Annotated in this window: 14 protein-coding genes; all 14 read left to right on the top strand. The window is 45.7% G+C overall.

Annotated features, from left to right (window positions below; genetic code table 11):
- The first annotated feature begins 155 nt into the window (after positions 1–155).
- Complete coding sequence (hemL, locus tag NL644_RS09125; RefSeq protein ID WP_012841437.1) at positions 156–1,451, top strand: glutamate-1-semialdehyde 2,1-aminomutase; 1,296 nt, start codon at positions 156–158, stop codon at positions 1,449–1,451.
- A 346-nt stretch (positions 1,452–1,797) separates the two neighbouring features.
- A complete protein-coding gene (locus tag NL644_RS09120) occupies positions 1,798–2,883 on the top strand; it encodes an AI-2E family transporter (protein ID WP_074191761.1) in 1,086 nt (361 codons plus the stop codon).
- 76 nt (positions 2,884–2,959) lie between these two features.
- Complete coding sequence (gene rsmC, locus NL644_RS09115; protein ID WP_006743286.1) at positions 2,960–3,985, top strand: 16S rRNA (guanine(1207)-N(2))-methyltransferase RsmC; 1,026 nt, start codon at positions 2,960–2,962, stop codon at positions 3,983–3,985.
- Between the two features lie 226 nt (positions 3,986–4,211).
- Positions 4,212–7,598: a response regulator gene (locus NL644_RS09110; RefSeq protein WP_114323605.1), complete on the top strand. Its 3,387-nt coding sequence runs from the start codon at positions 4,212–4,214 to the stop codon at positions 7,596–7,598.
- A 777-nt stretch (positions 7,599–8,375) separates the two neighbouring features.
- Positions 8,376–10,058, top strand: a complete 1,683-nt coding sequence (locus NL644_RS09105; RefSeq protein WP_005394703.1) for an ABC transporter substrate-binding protein — start codon at positions 8,376–8,378, stop codon at positions 10,056–10,058.
- A gap of 170 nt (positions 10,059–10,228) precedes the next feature.
- On the top strand, positions 10,229–11,215 hold the full coding sequence (locus tag NL644_RS09100; protein WP_005394705.1) for an ABC transporter permease: 987 nt from the start codon (positions 10,229–10,231) through the stop codon (positions 11,213–11,215).
- A 2-nt stretch (positions 11,216–11,217) separates the two neighbouring features.
- Positions 11,218–12,243 carry an ABC transporter permease gene (locus NL644_RS09095; RefSeq protein ID WP_005394707.1) on the top strand — a complete coding sequence of 342 codons (1,026 nt, stop codon included), beginning with the start codon at positions 11,218–11,220 and terminating at the stop codon, positions 12,241–12,243.
- Positions 12,244–12,245: 2 nt separating this feature from the next.
- Entirely contained in the window at positions 12,246–13,229 is a 984-nt protein-coding gene (locus NL644_RS09090) for an ABC transporter ATP-binding protein (RefSeq protein ID WP_005394709.1), read from the top strand.
- Positions 13,230–13,277: 48 nt separating this feature from the next.
- A complete protein-coding gene (locus NL644_RS09085; protein WP_005394711.1) occupies positions 13,278–14,273 on the top strand; it encodes an ABC transporter ATP-binding protein in 996 nt (331 codons plus the stop codon).
- Positions 14,274–14,335: 62 nt separating this feature from the next.
- Positions 14,336–16,075 carry a glycoside hydrolase family 9 protein gene (locus NL644_RS09080; RefSeq protein ID WP_253658331.1) on the top strand — a complete coding sequence of 580 codons (1,740 nt, stop codon included), beginning with the start codon at positions 14,336–14,338 and terminating at the stop codon, positions 16,073–16,075.
- Positions 16,076–16,077: 2 nt separating this feature from the next.
- Positions 16,078–16,968 (top strand): N-acetylglucosamine kinase, encoded by an 891-nt coding sequence (locus NL644_RS09075; RefSeq protein WP_114323607.1) that lies wholly within the window; start codon positions 16,078–16,080, stop codon positions 16,966–16,968.
- A gap of 8 nt (positions 16,969–16,976) precedes the next feature.
- Positions 16,977–18,896: a beta-N-acetylhexosaminidase gene (locus NL644_RS09070; RefSeq protein ID WP_114323608.1), complete on the top strand. Its 1,920-nt coding sequence runs from the start codon at positions 16,977–16,979 to the stop codon at positions 18,894–18,896.
- Positions 18,897–18,980: 84 nt separating this feature from the next.
- Positions 18,981–21,389: a N,N'-diacetylchitobiose phosphorylase gene (locus NL644_RS09065; protein WP_024702440.1), complete on the top strand. Its 2,409-nt coding sequence runs from the start codon at positions 18,981–18,983 to the stop codon at positions 21,387–21,389.
- 106 nt (positions 21,390–21,495) lie between these two features.
- Positions 21,496–22,908, top strand: a complete 1,413-nt coding sequence (locus NL644_RS09060) for a phosphoglucomutase/phosphomannomutase family protein (protein ID WP_025575563.1) — start codon at positions 21,496–21,498, stop codon at positions 22,906–22,908.
- Positions 22,909–22,996 lie beyond the last annotated feature (88 nt).

Genomic DNA, 22,996 nt, shown 5'->3' with positions numbered 1-22,996 from the left:
CGTTCAAGTATTCACCGCCGATTCTTTATAACAGATGCGGATATATAAGATTACACTGCGAAACAACACATAAATTAAGCAAAACGTTTCTAACTTGATTATAGCTAGGTACAATGCGCTCCACTTGGTCCGAGCAATCAAAAGAGGATAACCCCATGACCAAATCATCAGAGCTGTATCAAAAAGCTCAGCAAACCATACCTGGCGGTGTCAATTCACCAGTTCGTGCATTCAACGGCGTTGGCGGCTCTCCGCTATTTATCGAACGAGCAGACGGTCCACTGATTTTTGATGCCGATGGTAAAGCGTACATTGATTACGTTGGCTCTTGGGGTCCAATGATTCTTGGCCACAACCACGCGGTTATCCGCGAAGCCGTCATTGACGCAGCGCAACGTGGCCTTAGCTTCGGTGCGCCAACAGAACTTGAAATCGCGATGGCAGAGTTAGTTTCTGAACTTGTTCCATCAATGGAGCAAATCCGCATGGTAAGTTCTGGTACAGAAGCGACTATGAGCGCGATTCGCCTTGCACGTGGCTTCACTGGTCGCGACAAGATCATGAAGTTTGAAGGTTGTTACCATGGTCACGCAGACAGCTTACTAGTAAAAGCGGGCTCTGGTGCACTGACCCTTGGTCAACCAAGCTCTCCTGGCGTTCCTGCAGATTTTGCTAAGCACACGCTAACAGCAACATTCAACGACCTAGATTCTGTACGCGAGCTATTCGCTGCTAACAAAGGCGAAATCGCTTGTATCATCGTTGAGCCAGTTGCAGGCAACATGAACTGTATCCCACCAGTGGAAGGCTTCCACGAAGGTCTACGTGAAATCTGTGATCAAGAAGGCGCCCTACTGATTTTTGATGAAGTAATGACAGGCTTCCGCGTGGCACTTGGTGGCGCACAAGCGCACTACAACATCAAGCCAGACCTAACGACACTGGGTAAAGTGATCGGTGGTGGTATGCCAGTGGGTGCTTTCGGTGGTCGTAAAGAAGTAATGCAATACGTTGCGCCAACGGGTCCGGTTTACCAAGCGGGTACGCTTTCTGGCAACCCTGTCGCAATGGCTGCAGGCTATGCATGTTTGAACCTTCTAAAAGAAGAAGGCAACGAAAAGCGCCTAGCTTCAAAAACCAAACAACTAGCAGATGGCTTTAAGTCTCTAGCAGAGAAACACGGTATTCCTCTGGTTGTGAACCAAGTGGGCGGCATGTTCGGCTTCTTCTTCACTGACCAAGAAAAAGTGACTTGCTACGAAGACGTAACGAAGTGCGATGTGGAACGCTTCAAGCGCTTCTTCCACTTAATGCTCAAACACGGTGTCTACCTAGCGCCTTCAGCGTTCGAAGCGAGCTTTACTTCCCTTGCTCACGGTTCTAAAGAAATCGATGCCACGCTAGAAGCGGCTGACCGCTGTTTTGCAACTCTTGCAGAAGAAGCAAAATAATCGCTTAAAAGCTGCGATAACTAATTTAAAAAAGGACCATCACGGTCCTTTTTTATTGCCAATTCAATATAACCAATACTGCTAAAACACCAATAACAATGCCAAACCACGGTATTCGTTTGGCTTTTTTCTCGGTTTGACACTTTTTATCACCGTTGCAACAACCCATAGTTCATCTCTTGATTGATAACCGACTGATTTGTGGTCATTATAACAAGGTATATTGCTCTGCTCTAATTCGGCATTGTCATAAGCTTGAAAGAGTTAAGAGTGCAAAGTAATAAAGGTTCAACGCCACCTTTGAAGGCGCAAACCGTAAACGTCACCTGTAAGTTGGACAAATCTCATGCCAAATAATGTAAAAATAACGTCGAGTCACCGAGTGCTAATGGTCGCTTTGCTCGCCGCTGCTTTTGCTTGCTACTTATTGGTTGAGCCATACATCAATTCCATTGTGATGGCTTTTATCATTTCTTTGCTCATGTTTCCGGTACACGAATGGTTTGAGCGAAAAATTCCCAAGCACCCCAATATGGCCGCACTGCTGTCATGTGTCGTCTTGACGTTTATTATCGTTATCCCACTGCTATTTGTGTTTGCAGCCATTGTTCAACAAGGCTCTGTTTTTTCACAAAATACGTACAACTGGGTCACTAATGGCGGAATCCAAGATATATTCCAACATCCTTTTGTTATCAAAGGCTTATCCATAGTTAATGAGTACTTACCTTTCGATAAAATCGAGCCAAAAGCCATTGCTGAGAAAATTGGTCAATTTGCTACATCGTTTGGCTCTAACTTAGTTGCTATCAGCGCCAAGATTTTAGGAGACGCCACCAACTTCCTAATGAACTTCTTCCTGATGCTGTTTGTGCTGTTTTTTCTGCTTCGTGACCACGACAAAATTATCTCTGCGATTCGTCATATTCTGCCACTCTCACGTAGCCAGGAAGACCGCATATTGACAGAGATAGAGCAAGTTTCTAAATCAGCCGTGATGGGCTCATTCATGACAGCGATTGCTCAAGGTCTGGCTGGCGGTATCGGTATGTGGCTTGCTGGCTTCCCGGGGTTATTCTGGGGAACGATGATGGGCTTTGCATCATTCATCCCTGTGGTCGGAACCGCACTAATCTGGATTCCTGCAGCGGCGTACTTGTTCTTAACAGGCGATATGACTTGGGCTATCTTCTTGACGGTGTGGAGTGTGGTCGTCGTTGGTTCTATTGATAACCTATTGCGTCCGCTGCTAATGCAAGGCAGCGCAGGCATGAATACCCTAATGATTTTCTTCTCGTTACTGGGTGGTCTGCATCTATTCGGATTGATCGGCCTGATTTACGGTCCACTTATTTTTGCCGTGACAATGGTACTGTTTAATATCTACGAAGAAGAATTCAAAGACTTCCTCAACCAGCAAGACAACAGCTAGTCACAGCTTAATCACTTCAAGCTTGGGGCAGATTGTGCGAAAATCTGCCCCAAATTATTTCAGATGAACCCAATTTATGTCTGCTTATATCGCTCCTAGCCAAATAGCTCAGCGTCAGCTCGAGTACTTCAACGGAAAACATGTTTTAGTTGCAGGTGAAGTCGAAGATCTCTTTACACTTGAACTGACCAAACACTGTGAATCTGTAGAAGTCTTCACATCAAACTACAGCTTCTACCGTCAAATTCGCACTCATAACAAGGTTAAAAGCCATTTTGGTTCTGAGTTTAATACTGAGACACAAGCAGACATGGTGCTTTTGTACTGGCCTAAAGCCAAAGCCGAAGCCGAATACCTTCTGGCGATGTTGATGGCGAAACTAGGCGTGAACACTGAAATTGTAGTGGTTGGCGAAAACCGCTCAGGTGTTAAAAGCATCGAGAAGATGTTCAAAGAGTATGGCCCGGTCAATAAATACGATTCCGCTCGTCGCTGTTCATTTTACTGGGGCACTTGCCTCAATGAACCAAAGCCGTTCAATCAAGCAGACTGGTTTAAAACCTATACGGTCACACTTGGTGAGCAATCACTGACTGTTAAGAGTTTGCCTGGAGTATTCAGTCATGGCGAATTCGATTTAGGTAGCCGCCTATTACTCGAAACCCTACCTACTCTATCAGGTAAAGTCCTCGACTTTGGATGTGGTGCTGGGGTATTAGGTGCTTTCATGGCAAAAGCCAATCCAGAAATTGCGATTGAGATGTGTGACATTAACGCGTATGCCATCACATCGAGTCAAGCCACACTAAAAGCCAATGGATTAACCGGCCATGTATTCGCCTCTGATATTTACTCAGACACTGCCGACGATTATCGTTTTATCATCAGTAACCCACCTTTCCACAGTGGTTTGGATACGAACTACAACGCAGCAGAAACACTATTGGGTCAGGCTCCAAAGTATCTAGATAGCCATGGTGAAATGATCATTGTCGCGAATAGCTTCTTAAAATATCCACCAATTATTGAGCGAGCGTTTAATAATTGCGAGACGCTAAATAAGACCAATAAGTTTTCTATCTACTACGCGAAAAAGTCATAATCTTCCCTCGCGCAGGTACAAACCTGCGCGATTTTTTCTCAAAAACTCAATACTCATAAGAAAAACTGCGTCACCCTGCACGCTTTACAACTAACTTTCTTGTCAAAGAAAAAAAACTCGTTAATTTTGTTAATTCTATCTAGTTGAACTTCTTATCCGTTTTTAACGAGAACCTCGGCAGCGAAGTACATTTTAGAACTGCCCTTTATGAGTTGTAATCTTATCCATGTTTAAATTCTACAAAAAACAGAAATTTAAGCGCCTTCAGAGTACACTGATGACCGCATTTCTGGTGCTCAGTATCACACCTCTTACTATTACTGCGATCTTTTTCCTACAGTCCCACAGTAAAGATCTGCAAGAACAAAGCACCTCACATTTGTTGTCTGTTCGAGATACAAAACAACAGCAAATTATCGACTACTTTGAGGCGCGGGAAACCGAAGTCATGGGCTTTGTGCGCTCTGAACTGGCTTACGCCAGTGGTGGTCGATTCTACGGTCTCGTCAATGCTTTTAGTCGTTTAGGTAATGACATTGAAGAATCTCGTAAAAATGCCCAACAGCGCTACATTGAAGGCAGCGGAGATCAAATCAAAACGTCAACGTTACCCGAGTCTTCCAACTATGTCGGAAGTGAACGTTACCGACTCTTACATAAACGTTACCACTGGGCCTACTTGGAGCTCCTCAAGCGCTCTGATTTTAATGATATTTTGCTGGTCGATATCAACGGTAATGTCACCTACTCGATCAACAAAGACGATAACTACGGAACAAACTTATTATCAGGCCCCTACAAAGACTCAGCACTTGGCAAAACCTTCAAGCGTCTAGCTGATGACGTCACTGAACGCCGTAAGGTGAATGAAGACTACACCCCTGTGATTGTGTCTGACTTCGAACTAGAAGATGGTAAACAAGTCGCTTGGTTAGGTGCTCCAATTGTTCAGCAAGGCTACCTACACAGCTATGCTATGTTCCGCTTACCAAATAATGGCATCACGAAGTTAGCCGCAGACGCCAACCGAGAGTCATCCATTAACACCTTACTGGTTGGAAATGATCACCAACCTCGCACAATTAACACCAAGCAAGATGACATTAAGAACAGCTTAGAAGTGATCGATAAAGCACTCTCTGGTGCATTTGGCGTCGGCACTTACACGAACGGTTTAGGTGAAGAGATCATCGCTGCTTATGCACCGATTAAAACGCGTGGTGTTATTTGGGCACTCGTCGTGCAATTACCAGAAAACGAAGCTTTCGCTCGTATTCATCAACTAGAAAAACTGTTTGTTATCGCCATGCTGATCGCCATCATTCTAGTGGTAATCGCTTCCCATTATTTATCAAACTTTATTACTTCTCCGTTGCTGAAGTTAACTTGGGCTGCCGAAAAAGTGTCTGCCGGAGATCTTGATGACACCACCTTTAATACGGTTCGCAAAGATGAAATTGGCCGTCTTGCGCTGAGTTTTGAACGAATGCAACGCTCTATTCGAGAGAAAATTCAAACCATTAAGAAGCAAAATGAAGAACTCGAGAGCAACATACAGATCATTCAAAAACAAAATGATGAACTGCAATTGGCCGACAAACTTAAAGATGAGTTCTTAGCCACCACTTCTCATGAACTCCGCACACCATTGCACGGCATGGTCGGAATCGCTGAGACTTTAGCGTCCGGCGCTAACGGTGCTATTCCTGCTAGCCAAAAATATCAGCTTGATATCATCATTAAAAGTGGGCAACGTCTCGCAAACCTTGTTGATGACTTATTGGATTATCATAAAATGCGTTACGGAAGCATGGATATCCAGAAGTCAGCGGTGAGTTTAGCCAGTGCAACGCGACTGGTACTAGAGCTTTCCAGTCATTTACTCGGAAATAAAACCATCCGTATCATCAACCAAGTACCAGCGGATTTGAAAGCGGTGTCTGCCGATCCTCAACGCCTTGAACAAGTGTTATATAACCTGATCGGTAATGCGATTAAGTACACCTCTGAAGGTAAAATCGTTATCTCCGCCAATGTGGTTGATGATCATGTTCGTGTGCAAGTTGTGGATACTGGGCAAGGTATTCCCGCAGAACATCTTGAACATATTTTCGAACCACTTATCCAAGCGGGACAAGACGCAAGTCGCTATCGTCAAGGTGCGGGGCTCGGGCTTTCGATTAGCCGTCAATTGATTGAGTTGATGGGTGGCTCGTTATACGTCAGCAGCCAGCCTATGGTCGGCACCACCTTCAGTTTCACGTTACCACTTGCCAGTGAAGAAGAGATCCAAACAACTCAAACCCTTGCAGCGCACGGACACTTCCAGATTCCTGAAATCGATGTAGAGAACAATGAAGACTTATCACTGCCAGAGAATCCAGACGGCCCGTTACTGTATGTCGCTGACGATGAGCCAGTAAACCTGCGTGTGCTTGAGAGTTTCTTACGTTTAGAGGGCTATCGCGTACGTACCGTCTCTGATGGACCAGAAACATTAGCACTCGTTGAGCAGGAAAAACCGGAACTCCTGTTATTGGATATAATGATGCCAGGCATGAGCGGCTATCAAGTCTGCAGTGAATTACGTGAAACTTATGACCATGCCGAGCTACCTATCATTATGCTAACCGCGCTTAGTCAAACAGAAGATCGTGTACGAGGCTTTGAAGCAGGAGCCAACGACTATTTATCTAAGCCATTCAATAAACAAGAGCTAGCTGCGCGCATCCAAGCGCACTTAACGGCAAGCCAAGCTGAAATGCGCCACATGGAGAATAAGATACTTGAATCTGAACTTCGCCAACGAGCGGCTGTAGAGGCAAGCTTATTAGAAACTCAAGGGCGATTGTTGGAACAACTGGAATCGGCTCCTGAAGCGATTATCTGTTTGCGTGAAGATAAACGTATCCGGTTTGCTAATGAAGCTGCTTGCAAGCTATTCAAGCGTAACTTAGAACAATTAAAACGTTCATCTGCCGATGAGTTGATTGCACCTAAGTATCTGACCGTCAAACAACCTCATTACTGTGGCAAGATTGATATCTATATTGAAGATATTCGTCAAAACATCGAAGCAGACATTCTTAAACTACCTGAAGGCTCAGGCTTAGATGTCATGTATATCTTTAATGTTGGCGGAGGAGCCAATGCCGCTCGCATACACAACCTAGAAACCGCAGTAGAGGTGCTTTCAAGTTATGCTTTTGATGGCGATAAAGACCAGCTGCAGAAGCTGAAAGAACTCGGTGGAGAGTTTACACGCCTTGCAGACAAAGCGCTTGGTAACAAAAAAGACAAACAAGAGCTAATGCGAGAAATTCTGGTCGACGCAATGACACATGCCTTAGAGTATTGGGAGTCAGTCACTGGTGAAAGTAAATTCGCATTTGCCGAACAAAGTGGCTTATGGCGCGTTTATCTTGACCGTAGCACTCTGCAAACACGCACTTTGGATAAATACATGCGTATAGAAACGCTGCCAAAAACGCCACGTTGGAGAACGGTATTGAGCTCGATAGAATTCATCCTTGAACACTGTAAAGAACAGAGTCCTGAGCGTGCGTACATCGAAGCTCAACGAGATAAACTACAGCGACTGTTGACCAGCTAATACCTATCAAAAAACTAGCCCAGCGCATACGCTGGGCTTTTTATTATCCAAGCCTTCTCTTTCTCTAAAGACGAACAAGACAGCGACTCTCTACCGTTACCACATTAAAATGCCGAATAAGCCTCTGGACGAAGTTGTCCATGGTAGGCACTCCAAACATACGCTTCTATCACTCTAACCTGCCCAAATTAGGTTGAGTCGAGCGAATAAAACACTTCATTTTCACAATAAAAAAAGAGCAATAAATGAGAGAAAACTGTCGATAAAAGAGACTATTTTTCAGATAACAAACGGTTTTTAACCAACAATTGACAGAGATTGCGAACTCAATCACAACAGAACGGCAGATTAATTTTTAGCTAATTAATTAACACATTTTCTGCATGTGAGCGAGATCTCCGAACCAGGAATAGAATCAGAAGGCTTTTATTTTAAATAGATTATAGGTTAGCAATCACTAACACTCACTATTAACAAGGATATAAACTGCGACGCATATCAACGTTTACTTTTTGGTCTATCTCTAGTCAAAATTAGCCAAAATAACGTTTATAACGGAGAGTGACGATATTTTAACGTTTTTAACGAGAATCGAGTTTGATTATTTTATGGATAAGGTGTTTTCTTACTCCTGCCTAAGGCCTACAGGCCACTCTTGGCGAAACTCAATGTTGTAATGAGTAATGCATAAACAAGAGGTAGGTCTTGGAGAGTGTTTATCAATTGATGACATTCAATTCCATTTAGTGAAATGAAAGCAAATAGTAAGGAACAGCTATGCTTGCCAATATTAAAAAAACAGCACTAGCAACAGCAATTATTGCAACGGCTACTACAGGTTTTGCATCGGTAGCTACTGCGGCTGAACGCAGTGAACTGACTATCCACCCTAAAGAGTTTACAACTTTCGTTCGTAACTTTAACCCTTTCTTGGGTGCAACTAACCTGCACACAACAACCGACTTTATTTACGAGCCGCTCGTTGTTTTTAACGAAATGCACGGTAACACGCCAGTATTTCGTCTAGCAGAAAACTTCACCATGGCTGATGACCTAATGAGCGTGACCTTCGATATTCGTAAGGGCGTAAAATGGTCTGACGGCAAAGCGTTTACCGCTGATGACGTAGTTTATTCTTTCAACCTAGTTAAAGAGAAGCCAGAGCTAGACCAATCTGGTATCAACTCTTGGGTTACTGGCGTAGAGAAAGTTAACGACTACAAAGTTAAATTCCGTCTAAGCGAAGCAAACTCAAACGTTCCTTACGAAATTGCGAAAGTACCAGTTGTACCTAAGCACGTATGGAGCAAAGTGAAAGATCCAGCAACATTCACAAACGAAAATCCTGTAGGTAGTGGTCCATTTACCGAAATCGACACTTTTACACCGCAACTATACATTCAGTGTGAGAACCCGAATTACTGGGATGCTGATAACCTAGATGTAGACTGTCTACGAGTGCCACAAATCGCGAACAACGACCAATTCTTGGGCAAAATCGTTAACGGCGAAATGGACTGGACGTCTTCATTCGTACCAGACATCGACCGCACTTACGCTGCAGCAAGTCCGAATCACCACTACTGGTACCCACCAGCGGGTACTCAAGCGTTTGTAGTGAACTTCAAAAACCCAGACGCGGCGAAAAACGAAGCACTTACTAACGTTGACTTCCGTCGTGCGTTCTCTATGGCGCTAGACCGTCAAACGATTATCGACATTGCATTCTACGGTGGCGGTACAGTAAATGACTTCGCTTCAGGTCTAGGCTACGCATTCGAAGCTTGGTCTGACGAAGAGACGCACAACAAGTACAAAGGTTACAACACATACAACGCCGAAGGTGCGAAAAAGCTTCTTGCTAAAGCAGGCTTCAAAGATGTAAACAAAGATGGCTTTGTAGATACACCATCTGGCAAGTCTTTCGAGCTTCTCATTCAATCGCCAAACGGTTGGACTGACTTTAACAACACTGTACAACTAGCTGTTGAGCAACTAGCAGAAGTCGGCATTAAAGCACGTGCTCGTACCCCAGATTTCTCGGTATACAACCAAGCAATGCTAGAAGGTACATACGACGTTGCTTACACCAACTACTTCCACGGTGCGGATCCACACTTGTACTGGGACAGCGGCTACAACTCGAAGCTACAGTCTGGTGACGGTATGCCTCGCTTTGCAATGCACTTCTACAAGAACGATAAGTTAGACGGTCTTCTTAACAGCTTCTACAAAACCGCTGATAAGCAAGAACAGCTAGAAATCGCTCATGGTATCCAGAAGATCATTGCTCAGGACCAAGTAACCATTCCTGTGCTATCTGGCGCGTACATGTATCAATACAACACAACTCGCTTCACTGGTTGGTGGAACGAAGAAAATCCTAAGGGCCGTCCAAACATTTGGGCTGGTATCCCAGAGCGTCTACTTCACGTACTGGACCTAAAACCAGTTAAATAAGTAGAAGTTCATTTCAAGCGGCATACATCCCGTGTGCCGCCTATAAAAATCCCTTGTTAACGAAACCAAGATGTGGCGCTCGTCGTCAGGGGATTTTTCGCTCTAAATTTCGCTAGGAGCGACCTGAAACCAGAAACAGGGAAAAAATCTGGGTGAGTAAGGTGTGAGTTATGGGTTATTTTTTAAGACGTTTGTCGTTCTATCTTGTCGCGCTCTTAGTTGCAGCGACGTTAAACTTTATTATTCCGCGAGCAATGCCTGGTGACCCAGTTACCATGATGTTTGCTAACGCTTCTGTACAGGTGACACCAGAACGAATCGCAGCAATGAAAGAACTGCTCGGTTTCGTTGATGGGCCGATTTACATTCAGTACTTTTCGTACATTAAAAACATTCTAAGTTGGGAGCTAGGTACATCAATCCAGTTCTACCCTCTTTCAGTTAACTCTTTACTAGGTAGTGCATTTGGCTGGTCTCTCTTCCTAGCTGGTACTGCGGTTGTACTTTCTTTCTCAATCGCTTCTGTACTCGGTATTTTTGCCGCATGGAAGCGTGGTAGTAAGTACGATGCATTCGTAACGCCTGGTACATTGATCATTCAAGCTATCCCACAGATGGTTATCGCAATGTTAGCGCTGTTTACCTTTGCGATTGGCCTAAAATGGTTCCCATCTGGCTATGCTTACACGCCAGGTACTATCCCTGATTGGTCAAGCTGGGAGTTCATCAAAAACGTGGGTTACCACGCAGTACTCCCTCTATTCTGTGCAACCATCGTTCAGATCGGCGGCTTCCTCGTCAATATGCGTAACAACATGATCAACCTTCTCGCCGAAGACTACATCACGATGGCGAAAGGCAAAGGGCTGAGCGAGAACCGTGTCGTCTTCAATTACGCCGCACGTAACGCGCTACTTCCAAGTGTAACCGCGCTATCTATGTCTTTGGGTATGGCCATTGGTGGTCAATTGATCATCGAGATGATTTTCAACTACCCAGGTTTAGGCACCGTGCTACTTAACGCAATTCACGCTCGTGACTACCAAGTACTTCAAGGTCAGTTAATTATCATGACGATGTTCATGCTGTGCTTCAACTTAATGGCTGACATGCTGTACATGATTCTAGACCCTCGCCTACGTACGGGAGGCAAATAATCATGAAAGAACTATTCAAACTTATTTTAGGTAACTCATTCGCTCGAATCGGTCTTGGTATTGTTACCGTATTCGTATTCGTTGCGATCGCAGCTCCTTTACTTACGAAACATGCGCCAGACAAGCGAACCGGTAATCCACACGAATACCCTAGCTTTGTCGTAAAACAAGCGCAAAATAATCCTGATGGCTGGGTAGCTAAAAATCTAGCAGATGATCGTCGTACGCTGATTATGTCGAAAAAGGCTGATCACGTTCTGGGAACTTCACGTATGGGTCGTGATATTTGGTCACAAGTGGCTTACGGTGCTCGCGTATCGCTAGGTGTCGGCTTTGGTGCTGGCATCATCGTATGTTTCCTAGCGACGGTCATTGGTATCTCGGCAGGTTACTTCGGCGGCAAAGTGGATGACATATTGAGTGCAGCGATGAACATCATGCTGGTAATCCCTCAATACCCATTGCTCTTTGTACTGGCAGCCTTTATTGGCGAAGCAGGTCCACTCACCATTGCCTTGATTATCGCTGGTACCTCTTGGGCGTGGGGCGCACGTGTTGTCCGTTCTCAAACCATGGCTCTACGCGAGAAAGAGTTTGTGAAAGCCGCTGAAGTATTGGGCGAGTCTTCATTCCGCATCATCTTCGTTGAAATTTTACCAAACCTAATCCCGATTGTCGGTGCAAGCTTCATCGGCTCAGTAATGCTCGCTATCAATACTGAGGCTGTAATCTCGTTCTTGGGCCTGGGCGATGCCAACACCATCAGTTGGGGCATCATGCTCTACAACGTGCAAACCTCATCAGCGATGTTGATTGGCGCATGGTGGGAAGTATTAGCACCTTGTATCGCCTTAACTCTTTTGGTGACTGGTCTTGCTCTACTTAACTTTGCCGTTGATGAAATTGCGAACCCACAGCTTCGTTCTCACAAAGGCATGAAACGCTGGAAGAAACTGGCAGAGAAAGACAAGAAAGAGCGCGCGCCTGAAATGGCACCACAAAATGCACTATGGAGCGGAGATAAATAATCATGACTGCACCACTAATTTCTATCCGTAACCTATGCGTAGATTACATCACAGATGCGGGCGATGTCCGCGCCTGTAACAACGTTAGCTTTGACATTGCGCCAGGTGAAGTCTTTGGCCTGGCAGGTGAATCTGGCTGTGGTAAATCCACAGTTGCTTTCTCGCTCATGCGTCTTCATAAGCCGCCAGCATTCATCACTGGTGGTGAGGTCATCTTCAACGGAGAAGACATCATCAAGTACAGCGATGAACGTATGCAATCATTCCGCTGGAGCGAGATGTCGATGGTGTTCCAAAGTGCTATGAACGCATTAAATCCGGTGCTTACGATGGAAGAGCAGTTTTGCGATGTCATCATGCGCCACACCAACATGACACGTGAACAAGCGAAAAAGCGCGCCGAAGGATTGTTGGAAATCGTTGATATTCACCCAAGCCGCTTGAATGACTACCCACACCAATTTTCTGGTGGTATGCGCCAGCGCTTAGTCATTGCGATTGCTCTAGCTCTCAATCCAAAAATGATCATCATGGATGAGCCAACGACGGCACTCGATGTTGTGGTTCAGCGTGAAATCTTACAAAAAATCTATGCTCTGAAAGAAGAGTTCGGCTTCTCGATCCTTTTCATCACTCACGACTTGTCACTCATGGTCGAGTTCTCGGATCGAATCGGCATTATGTACTCCGGTGAGTTGATTGAAGTCGCACCTTCTAAGCAAATTCTGGAAAGTCCTTACCACCCTTACACCAAAGGTTTGGGTAGCTCTTTCCCTCCACTAACTGGCCCTAAAACCAAATTAACTGGTATTCCAGGCAACCCTTTGAACCTATTAGAGATTCCTCAAGGCTGCCGATTCCAAGCTCGCTGCGACCGCGTCCACGAAGCTTGTACACGAGTACCAACTCAGCTGCGTCAAATTGAACCTGGTCGTTTTTCAAATTGCCACTTATACGGCGACACGATTGCTCAAGCTAAGGTTTAACAACAAAAAATAACGCTAGCTAAGAACAAAATTACACTGGAGAGAATTATGAGCAAACAACTCGGCGAACTGCTGATTGAGGGTAAACATGTCGTTAAGGACTTCCCTTTAAATAGTAACTCAATCAAGCAGTCAAAAATGCGCGCGATCAACGACGTGTCATTCAAGATGTACAAGAGCCGCGGTTTGTCAGTAGTAGGTGAATCAGGCTCTGGTAAATCTACTACCGCTAAAATGATAGCTAAAATGTACGCCCCTACCGAGGGTGTAATCGAATACAGAGGTCGTGATATCCAAGATATTACCTCTCGACATGACTTGATGACATACCGTGAAGGCGTACAAATGGTATGGCAGGACCCATTTGGCTCACTAAACCCTACACACAATATCTTTCACCATATTGCTCGCCCGTTGCTGATCCATAAAAAGATTGCACCAGGCAACAAAAAGGAACTGGAAGAGCGTGTGTATGACCTACTAGAACAAGTTGGTCTGATTCCGCCAAAAGAAACCGCGCAAAAGTTCCCGCACCAGCTATCTGGCGGTCAGCGTCAACGTGTAAACCTAGCTCGTAACATCGCTGTAGGTGCAGAAGTGGTATTGGCAGATGAGCCAACATCAATGCTGGACGTGTCAATTCGTGCTGGTGTTCTTAACTTGATGGAAGAGATGAAGTTCGAGAAACAAATGTCTCTGCTTTACATCACTCACGACATCGCAACGGCGCGTTACATTGCTGAAGATCTCGCGGTTATGTACGTAGGTCACATGGTTGAATGGGGGGATACTGAGGAAATCATTCACGATCCTCAGCACCCATATACGCAACTCTTGGTATCTGCTGTGCCTGATCCATCGAAGTCTATCCACGAGAAGCTGAAAGGCAACAAAGGGGAAATCCCACTTTGGACACCGGATTCAGTCGGCTGCCCATTTGCAGGACGCTGCGTACACGCAACCGATAAATGTCGCGAACGACTACCAGGAGTCACTCAGCTTTCTGAGAACCACTTTGTTCGCTGTTACTTATTTGAAGATTAATTATAACGAGGGTCAGGTTCAGCCTGACCCATTCCTGTTTTATCGTTTCCCGGAGACATTGAATGCTGCTACTGACTAACCACATTGGTTATGAACATCTGGGCCCAAAGAAAGCCATTGTCCAGACCGAACAACCACACTTGTCTTCTTACACTGCCCAATTGATTTGTGCCACTACCGAGCAAACCGTGGCAACTTTTGCGGTTGAAGAACAGGGGAAAGTGGCGAACTGGCATCAGGGCTATTTCTACCTCATCGACTTTTCATCTTTCACAGATTCAGGCGACTATTTCCTGCAAGTGGAAGATACGCGCTCTTCCTCTTTCACCATTGGCGAACATATTCTGTTGGATCAAACTTTGTCGGATGTGATCCACTACTTCAAATCACAACGTTGTGGTGGAATTTTCGATCAACAAGATCGACAAGTTCCAGTGCTCAACGCCAACCAAACGGTTGATGTACACGGAGGCTGGTACGACGCATCTGGAGACGTTAGCAAATATTTAAGTCATCTTTCATACGCTAATTATTTGAACCCTCAACAAACCCCAATGGTGATTTGGAACATCCTAAAAGGGCTTTCATTGCTTGAAGGAAGCGAAGACATTGCAGCCTTCACACGTACACGTCTTATTGAAGAAGCCCTGTTCGGTGCAGACTTCCTTGTTCGTATGCAAAACGAAAAAGGCTTCTTCTACATGACGGTCTTTGATAAGTGGAGCAAAGATACTGCGCAACGAGAAATCTGTGCCTACGAAACGCAACTTGGTCACAAATTTGATGACTACCAAGCAGGCTTTCGACAAGGTGGCGGTGTCGCCATCGCTGCGCTGGCCGCGGCGTCGCGTTTAGGTGTTCACGGCGAATACGATCAACAGAAATACCGCAACGCTGCTGAAAATGGTTACTGGCACTTAAAAGAGCACAATACGCAGTACCTCAATGATAATGAAGAAAACATTATCGACGAATACTGTGCGCTACTAGCCAGTGTAGAACTGTTTACAGCCACCAAAGAAACTCGCTACTTGGAAGAGGGCCGTTTGTGGGCACAACGCTTAATTGCTCGCCAAATGAGCGACGAACAGATTCAACACTTTTGGTCAGCAAACCAAGACGGCAGTCGTCCATACTTTCACGCTGCCGAAGCAGGTCTACCCGTTATTGCCCTGTGCGAATACCTAGCAATTGAAGACGACTCCGTACAGATAGAATCGGTAAAACGCATTGTTAACCGAGCGTGCGAGTTTGAGATCAATATATCGAATAAAGTGACCAACCCATTCGGTTACCCTCGCCAGTATGTTAAAGGCGTAAATGAGTCAAAACGCGATGCATTTTTTGTCGCACACAACAATGAATCCGGCTATTGGTGGCAAGGCGAGAATGCTCGATTGGGCTCACTCGCGACCATGGCGTATCTTGCTCAACCGCATATAGCGTCGCAAGAAATACAGCAACAACTTTCCGTGTTTGCTCAAGATGCATTGAACTGGATTGTAGGCTTAAACCCATACGACATGTGCATGCTTGATGGCCACGGTCGTAACAACCCTGATTACCTTCCTCAATATGGTTTCTTCAACGCTAAAGGCGGTGTGTGTAACGGAATCACTGGCGGCTTTGAAGACGAGGAAGACATCGCATTTAACCCACCAGCACAAAAAGACGACATGTTACAAAACTGGCGCTGGGGCGAACAATGGATCCCGCATGGCGCTTGGTACTTACTCGCGATAATGAGTCAAGTTCAGCATATTTCTCAGTTGGCAACCTCTAAAAATATTAAGGAACAATAATCATGGGGATGTATTTTGTCGGTATCGATGGTGGCGGCACGTCATGTCGAGCCAGGATTAAAGATTCACAAGGTAATTTTCTTGGCGAGGCTAAAAGCGGCAGCGCCAACATAATGCTAGGCGCTGAAATTGCAATGGCTTCGATTCTTGAATCCATCACTTCGGCTGCCGAGCAAGGCGGCCTGACACAACAAGATTTTGCATCGATGCATGTCGGCTTAGCCCTTGCAGGTGCCGAGCACAAAGCATCTTGGCAAGCCTTCATGTCTCTTCCTCATCCGTTTGCCAGTATGACTCTAAACACTGATGCTTACGGCGCGTGCGTTGGTGCACACAATGGCGAAGATGGCGCAATCATGATCGCAGGAACAGGCTCTTGTGGCATCTATCTAAAAGGATTGGAACAGCACGTTGTCGGTGGTCGTGAATTCCCGATTTCGGATCAAGGTGGCGGCGCAGTGATGGGGCTTCGCCTAGTTCAACAAGTGTTGTTAGCTGAAGATGGCATCAGAGAGAAAACGCCTCTAGCACAACACGTCATGGCACATTTCGAAAATGACGTCGATAACGTGGTGGCTTGGTCTAAACAAGCGCTTCCTCGTGATTATGGCCAGTTTTCTCCTGCAATTTTCCAACATGCAGAGCAAGGTGATGCACTGGCAATTGAGATGCTAAAGCAAACTGCAGCTGATATCGAAATGTTTCTCGTGGCATTAAATAAGCGCGGCGCAACGCGTATTTGTTTAATGGGCAGCATTGCTGAACGTATTTTACGTTGGCTTTCGCCACCCGTTCAGCAATGGGTTGTTGAACCACAGTTTGACGCGATTGAAGGCGCAATTATGTTTGCAGGGAAGCCTGAACATAACCTTTACTCGCTCAATGCGGCGTAGGAGTAGATATGGAATATCGTGTTGATCTCGTCGTCCTATCAGAACAAAAGCAAAACTGCCGTTTTGGACTGACTTTCCATAACTTGAGCGATCAAGATCTCCACAATTGGAGCCTGATTTTTGCTTTTGATCGCTACATTCTGCCGGATAGTATTTCGAATGGTCAGCTCAAGCAAATTGGCAGCTACTGCACCCTCAAACCAGAAGGGTTGGTGCTGGCAGCTAACCATCATTTTTACTGCGAGTTCAGTATTGGTTCGAACCCATTCCGTTACTATTCTGATGGATTCAATGAAGCCTTGGTCAACTTTGAAGTCAACGGCAACCTTCAGCGAGCTCAAGTCGATGTCACGCCGATCGTATTGGCTTCACCGTACCGTGAACGTAGTGAGATCCCTTCCAGCTTGACGCATGCGCAGCCTTTATTGCCAAAACCAAACCATATAGAAGTCAGCGATCACTGCTTTAGCTTTAATCATCACGCTGGCGTTGCGGTTTATTCAAACCTAGCCAATGCAGCTAAAGAGTGGTTACTTGAAGAGCTTAAGCGCATTCATCAATTTGAGTTCGCATCAAACAATGGCAGTCAGATCATCTTCAAAGGCAACCCAACCTTGGATGAAGGCGCTTACAAACTGAAGGTAGCAGAAGAATCGATCAAAATTGAAGCAGGCTCTTCGTCTGGTTTTACCCATGCTTGTGCAACGTTATTACAACTGATCAAAGTTGGCGATCAACCAGCCTCAATGGAAGTGGTTTGCTGTTCAATCAAAGACCGACCACGTTTTCGTTACCGCGGTATGATGCTAGATTGTGCTCGCCATTTTCACTCCGTTGAGCAAGTCAAACGTTTGATCAACCAGTTGGCTCACTACAAGTTCAATACATTCCATTGGCACCTTACCGATGATGAAGGTTGGCGAATTGAGATCAAATCATTGCCTCAACTAACCGATATTGGTGCATGGCGTGGGCTGGATGAAACCAATGAGCCACAGTACACGCACCTTGCTGAGCGTTACGGCGGTTTTTACACTCAAGAAGACATCAAAGACGTGGTTGCATTTGCTTCTAAACGAGGCATCACTGTTATCCCTGAAATCGATGTACCAGGCCACTGCCGAGCTGCCATCAAGTCGTTACCACACCTATTGGTAGAAGCAGAAGATACCACCGAATACCGCAGCATTCAGCATTACAACGACAACGTCATTAACCCTGCTCTTCCGGGAAGTTATGAGTTTATCGACAAAGTGTTGGAAGAAGTCTCCGCGCTGTTCCCTGCCCCTTATGTTCATATCGGTGCGGATGAAGTACCTAACGGCGTATGGTCAAAAAGCCCAGCGTGCCAAGCACTAATGGAACAACTGGGTTACAGCGACTACAAAGAGTTACAAGGGCACTTCTTGCGTCATGCCGAAGACAAACTGCGCAAACTTGGCAAGCGCATGCTGGGTTGGGAAGAAGCACAGCATGGCGACAAAGTCAGCAAAGACACAGTGATCTATTCGTGGTTAAGCGAAGAGGCGGCGTTGAACTGCGCACGCCAAGGTTTCGATGTGGTGCTACAACCTGCACAAACCACCTACCTAGATATGACCCAAGATTACGCACCAGAAGAACCGGGCGTGGATTGGGCTAACCCGTTGCCGCTAGAAAAAGCTTACAACTATGAACCACTCGCTGAATTGCCAGCCGACGATCCAATACGTAAACGCATTTGGGGCATTCAAACCGCATTGTGGTGCGAAATCATTAACAACCAGTCTCGTATGGACTACATGGTCTTCCCGCGCTTAACCGCAATGGCAGAAGCATGTTGGACAGACAAACAACACCGAGACTGGACCGACTATTTATCACGTTTGAAAGGCCATCTACCTCTGCTTGATTTGCAGGGAGTGAATTACCGTAAACCGTGGAAGTAATACAAAACTGATGTCGAAACATCACGCTTGAAGAGTTTTTAAATTTTGGCTGCAGATGCAGCTTCGTAAAAAGGAAAGACACAAATGAAATACGGCTATTTCGATAACGAGAATCGCGAATACGTCATTACTCGCCCTGATGTACCTGCTCCTTGGACCAACTACCTAGGTACAGAAAAATTCTGTACCGTTATCTCGCACAACGCGGGTGGCTACTCGTTCTACAACTCTCCAGAATACAACCGTGTTACTAAATTCCGTCCAAACGCGACATTCGATCGCCCAGGACACTACGTTTACCTACGTGATGATGAGACGGGTGATTACTGGTCAATCTCTTGGCAACCAGTTGCCAAAAGCCTAGACGAAGCGAACTACGAAGTTCGTCATGGTTTGTCGTACTCTAAATTCAAGTGTGAATACAGCGGCATTAGCGCAACCAAAACGCTCTTTGTACCAAAAGGCGAAGATGCAGAAATTTGGGATGTGGTCATCAAGAACACCTCTGACAAACCGCGTACGATCAGCGCATTCTCATTTGTTGAGTTCTCGTTCAGCCACATTCAATCTGATAACCAAAACCACCAGATGTCTCTCTACTCTGCTGGTACGTCATACAACGAAGGCGTGATTGAATACGACCTGTACTACAACACTAACGATTTCGAAGGCTTCTACTACCTAGCGTCAACGTTTGATCCAGATTCATACGACGGTCAACGTGATAGCTTCCTAGGTCTATACCGCGACGAAGCAAACCCACTAGCAGTAGAACAAGGTAAGTGTTTTAACACCGCACAAACGTGTTACAACCACTGTGGCTCTCTGCACAAGCAATTTACTATCCAACCAGGTGAAGAAGTTCGCTTTGCTTACATTCTAGGTATCGGTAAAGGCAACGGTGAGCGTCTGCGTGCTAAGTACCAAGACCTTGCAGAAGTCGACAATGCATTTGCTGACATCAAAGCACACTGGGATGAGCGTTGTGGCAAGTTCCAAGTGAAATCGCCAAACGAAGGCCTAGACACCATGATCAATGCTTGGACGCTATACCAAGCAGAAACATGTGTGGTTTGGTCTCGCTTTGCTTCGTTCATCGAAGTCGGTGGCCGTACTGGTCTTGGTTACCGCGATACGGCGCAAGACGCAATTTCAGTTCCTCACGCGAACCCGAAAATGACTCGCAAGCGCATCGTTGATCTACTGCGTGGTCAAGTAAAAGCGGGTTACGGCCTACACCTATTCGATCCTGATTGGTTCGATCCTGAAAAAGCAGATGTTAAACCATCTAAGTCTCCAACGGTTGTTCCTACTCCGTCCGATGAAGATAAGATCCACGGTATTGAAGACACTTGCTCTGATGATCACCTATGGCTAGTACCAACCATCTGTAAATACGTGATGGAAACCGGTGAGCACAGCTTCTTCGACGAAGTGATTCCTTACGCGGATGGCGGTGATGCAACCGTGTATGACCACATGAAAGCTGCGCTAGACTTCTCAGCTGAATACGTGGGTCAAACGGGCATCTGTAAAGGTCTACGTGCCGACTGGAACGACTGTCTAAACCTAGGTGGCGGCGAGTCTTCAATGGTGTCTTTCCTACACTTCTGGGCGCTACAAGAGTTCATCGACCTTGCAAAATACCTAGGCAAAGAAGCTGACGTTGAGAAATACACCGAGATGGCAGCAAACGTGCGTGAAGCGTGTGAAACACACCTTTGGGACGAAGAAGGCGGCTGGTACATTCGTGGTCTAACGAAAAACGGCGACAAGATTGGCACAGCGCAACAAAAAGAAGGTCGTGTACACCTAGAGTCAAACACTCTTGCGGTGCTGTCTGGTGCGGTATCTCAAGAGCGCGGTGAAAAGGCAATGGACGCAGTCGACGAGAATCTATTCTCTGAATACGGCCTACATCTGAACTCACCATCATTCGCAACACCAAATGATGATATCGGCTTTGTAACGCGCGTTTACCAAGGCGTAAAAGAAAACGGTGCGATCTTCTCACATCCAAACCCATGGGCTTGGGTTGCTGAAGCAAAATTGGGGCGCGGTGACCGTGCGATGAAGTTCTACGATGCACTCAACCCATACAACCAAAACGACATCATCGAAAAACGTATCGCAGAACCGTACTCCTACGTGCAGTTCATTATGGGTCGAGACCACCAAGATCACGGTCGTGCAAACCACCCATGGCTAACCGGCACATCTGGTTGGGCTTACTTCGCAGTGACCAACTTTATCCTTGGTGTGCGCACAGGTTTTGATGGTCTAACTATCGATCCATGTATTCCAACTAACTGGCCTGGATTTGAAGTCACTCGTCAGTGGCTAGGCGCGACTTACAACATCAAAGTTGTTAACCCTGATTCAGTCAGCAAAGGCGTGAAATCTATCACTCTGAACGGCGAAGCTATCACTGGCGCATCAGTACCAGTTCAAGCGGAAGGCTCCGTGAACGAAGTGATCGTAACACTAGGTTAATCGCTTAAAAATGCCCCAATGCACTTTTGCTCTTTAGCTTGTGCATTGGGTTCGCTAGCAAAATTTTAAGGCGCGGTGTATTGCCGCCCTTATTGAGGTTCGAATCATGATCAAATTTGGTACAGGCGGTTGGCGCGCATTCATCGGTGAAGAATTCACTAAAGATAATGTTCGTTTGGTTGCTCAGGCAGTAGCAAACATCACTAACAGAGAATCAGTGGCAGATCGTGGCTTTATCATTGGCTATGACCGACGTTTTCTATCTGATAAAGCTGGCCGTTGGTTTGCCGAAGTTTTAGCGGCAAATGGCATTGTAGTTAGCTTTATCGATAAGTTTGTTCCAACACCAATCGTGATGTTCAAAGCAAAAGAGATGGGCTGTGCTTACTCGGCGTGCATCACCGCATCGCATAACCCTGCCGATTACAATGGCATCAAAGTCTTCATTGAAGGTGGTCGTGATGCAGATGAAATCATTACCGAGAAAATTGAAACTCAAATTTCCACACTTACCGCACAAGATGTGAAAAGTGTCGATTTTGATCAAGCGGTTGAAGACAAGTTGATTGAAATCATCAACCCGATGAACGAGTTTGTTGATTCAATCATCGACTTTATCGACATTGAAGCAATCAAAAAAGCCAACCTTCGTGTGCTGATTGACCCGATGTTTGGTGTCGCGAAAAACGCACTACAAACCGTCCTAATCAACGGCCGCTGTGAAGTAGACGTGATCAACGACGGAAAAAACCCAGACTTCGGCGGTTTAATGCCTTCTCCAAGTGCTGCGACCCTGTACCGCTTGATGCACCTTGTCGAGCAAGAAGGCTACGACATCGGTATTGGGACTGACGGCGATGCAGACCGTCTTGGTATCATCGATGAGAAAGGCAACTTCATTCATCCAAATGAAGTGCTGATTCTTCTGTATTACTACCTATTGAAATACAAAGGTTGGAAAGGCTCAGTCGTACGTAACATCGCGACAACACATCTACTAGACAAAATCGCCGAAGATCACGGTGAGAAATGTTTTGAGGTTCCAGTTGGCTTCAAACACATCAGCTCGCAAATGGAAGCAGATGACTCACTGATTGGTGGAGAAAGCTCTGGTGGTTTAACTATTCGCGGTCATATCAAAGGTAAAGATGGTGTGTTCGCATCGAGCTTACTGGTTGAAATGATCTCGGTAACGGGCAAAAAGTTGTCTGAGCTACTGGATGAAATTTATGGCAAGTACGGCTACGCGTACATGGCAGAAGGTGATTGCCAATTCAAACCAGCGCAAAAAGAAGTCCTATTCAACAAGATATATGTTGAAAAACAACTGCCTGAGTTTGAGTTCGATATTGAAAAAGTCAGCTACGAAGATGGCGCGAAAGTCTACTTCAAGAACGGCGGTTGGATCATCGCGCGCTTCTCTGGTACTGAGCCATTACTACGTATTTTTGCAGAAATGCAAGATAAGGACACTGCGGAACGTGTTCTTCAACAGTTTAAAGACTTCTTGTCTCTATAACTGACCTTGTGCCCGAGCACTTCGGATAAGCTTGTCATGTAATTCAAGCTGTCGCTAAGGGGAAGAATACTTGCCCGGCATCACTGCC

It is taken from the genome of Vibrio sp. Y10_XG_PY6, from assembly GCF_024181795.1.
In the GTDB taxonomy this organism is placed as follows: domain Bacteria; phylum Pseudomonadota; class Gammaproteobacteria; order Enterobacterales; family Vibrionaceae; genus Vibrio; species Vibrio diabolicus.
Note: the sequence above shows the minus strand (reverse complement) of the source record. Positions and strands in the feature narration are given on the sequence as shown.